Source organism: Sutterella sp. (assembly GCF_052272535.1).
In the GTDB taxonomy this organism is placed as follows: Bacteria; Pseudomonadota; Gammaproteobacteria; order Burkholderiales; family Burkholderiaceae_F; genus Sutterella.
The window spans coordinates 1-2,116 of record NZ_DAVZJY010000317.1 but is presented as its reverse complement, the minus strand read 5'-3'; the positions used below and the strand labels follow the sequence as shown (position 1 = coordinate 2,116).

Here is a 2,116-nt window from a genome sequence, read left to right as displayed (position 1 = left end):
CCTCCGCAAGAACTAGCGGGCGGAAGCCCTTTGACGGATGGGCCGCCGGGCGGCGCTTCCCTATACTCAAATGCATTGGAAGTGAGGGGCCCCGACGGCCGGAGACGCCCCCGACGCCGGCCTACCCCCGATAAAACTACAAAAATCAAAGGCGTGCCAGAGCTCCCGGACCAGAAGGAGCGCGGACGCCTGCTGCGATGCCGCACCGCCCGCGGTGCGGGGGCTTGCGTTCCCGCGCTCCCGCCCGCTTTGCGGCAGCCGAACACAGGAGCACGCGAAATGGAGAGGAGGAAGAAGCCGTGACGACCCAAAGAGAGATGAAGGCCCCCGAGAACCCGCTGAGGGTTTTTGCGGCCTCGCCCGCGGACTTCTTTACTGACGGCATGCGCGAAATTGAACGCACCCGCATGGCGGGGCTGCCGGTTCTGAACCCGCGGCTCGCCGTGCGCGCGGTGGAGTTCCGCCGTTGGGGAAACGACTGGCTCGGAGTCCTCGTCACGCCCTGGTCGATCGTCGCGCTCTACGCCTGCGGCTCGCGCGAAGGCTGGGTGGACGTCCCCCCGGGGCGCGAGCGGCTGATTGAGCTTCCTGCGGGCGACTTCCCCTTCGTTTCGATGGACGACCCGGTGCTCGGGCGCTTCCTGCTTCTCTCGCTCAAGAGCCCGGTGCTCGACGTGGGCGACCAGGAGACCGCGGACGCGATCGCGCGGATTTCGCTCGAGACGATGCTCAAGGTGACCGAATTCCCCGCCGACGACGAGGACGCGGCCGTCTGGACGCCTCCGCGCGCGAAGGGCGAGCTCCGGCGCGTGATTCCGATCAAGGTCGCGCCCCCGAAGAACTACGCCGAGACCCCGTCCCTCACGCCCAAGGCGCCCGAACCCGAGGAGAAGCGCGGAAAGCTTCTCGAGAAGAAGGTTTCGCGGCGCGAATTCTTCGGCCGCGGCCGCCGGTACGTCGAGAAGGCGGCCGAAGCCCCGAAGGTGCATGCGCTTGAAGCCGCGGCTCCCGGAGAGGAGCCTGCAGTCATCACTGCGGCCAACCCGACCCCGCAAGCACCGTCTCCCGTCTCCCCCGCCGCACCCGCCCAAACGAAGCTTGAGGACGCTCGATGAACACGACCGCTCTTGAAGAGGCCGCGATCCGCGTGCACGTGATGAAGAAGACGGGCGGGAGGGCCGCGCTCTCGGTCTCCTCCACCCGCACGGACCAGATTCCGCGGCTGCTCTCGGACCCGAGGAACTGCGCGAAGGCGAAGCGCCTTCTGACGCTTCTCTACGCGCTCTGCCCTATCGCGCACCTCGCCGCCTACGACGGGGCCGCCAACGCCGCGCTCGGGACCACGCCCGCGGAGCGCCGCCGCAGGGACGGCGGCCTCCTCGAAGAGGCCGTGCGCCTCGAAGCGGTCGTGGAGAACCTGCGCGTCCTCATCCACGAGGCCGCGGCGATCGAAGACGAAACGGCCTTGCTCGGCATCCTTCCGAACCCCGAACTCCCCGCGCCGCCCGCCGTTTCGATCGACGACCGGCGCGCGATCGGGATGCTGCGCGGCCGCCTCGCGCAGGTCGCGGCGGCCGCGGCCGCCCTTCCGGCCGTCCACCTCTGGGGCGGCGCCGAGGCGCGGCAGATCGCGAAGGCCCGGCAGACGCTCGAAACCGTCCTCAGGGACGCGTCGGCCTTGGCCGAAAGGCTCCTCTTCGGCGCCCCGGCCGCGGAATTCCTCGCCGCCACGCCCTCTGCCTTTTCGCTCGAGACGTGGGCGCTCGGGGCTTCGGCGACGCTCCCCGCGGCGCACCTCCTCGCCTCGAGCCTTGCGGACCCGGAGGCCCCTGAGATCGACGTGCCGATGCTCCCCGAGCGCGGCGTCGTCATGACGCCCGAGTTCGCCGAAGAGCTCGCGCATCGGCTCCTCACCGACCCGGGGTTCGATCTCGCGCCCTTCTGGCAAGGGTCGCCGCGCCTCACGGGCGCTGCGACCCGCCAGCACGACCGGCCGGCCGTCGCCGACATGCTGCGCACCCGGGGGATCGCCCCGGCGACGCTCTTGTCGGCGCGCATCCTCGAGACGGCGGCGCTCATCGAAGCGTCCCGTACGGGGCTCTCCGTCGGGAGCACC

General features: G+C 70.4%; 1 protein-coding gene and 1 pseudogene. Both read left to right on the top strand.

Features of this window, described 5'->3' with window-relative positions:
• Positions 1-299: 299 nt before the first annotated feature.
• Positions 300-1,115 carry a [NiFe]-hydrogenase assembly chaperone HybE gene (hybE, locus tag ACT6Y9_RS10635; RefSeq protein WP_295478815.1) on the top strand — a complete coding sequence of 272 codons (816 nt, stop codon included), beginning with the start codon at positions 300-302 and terminating at the stop codon, positions 1,113-1,115.
• Positions 1,112-2,116 (top strand): annotated as a pseudogene (locus ACT6Y9_RS10630) (hypothetical protein); the annotation flags it as partial. The gene hybE and the pseudogene ACT6Y9_RS10630, both read left to right, overlap by 4 nt.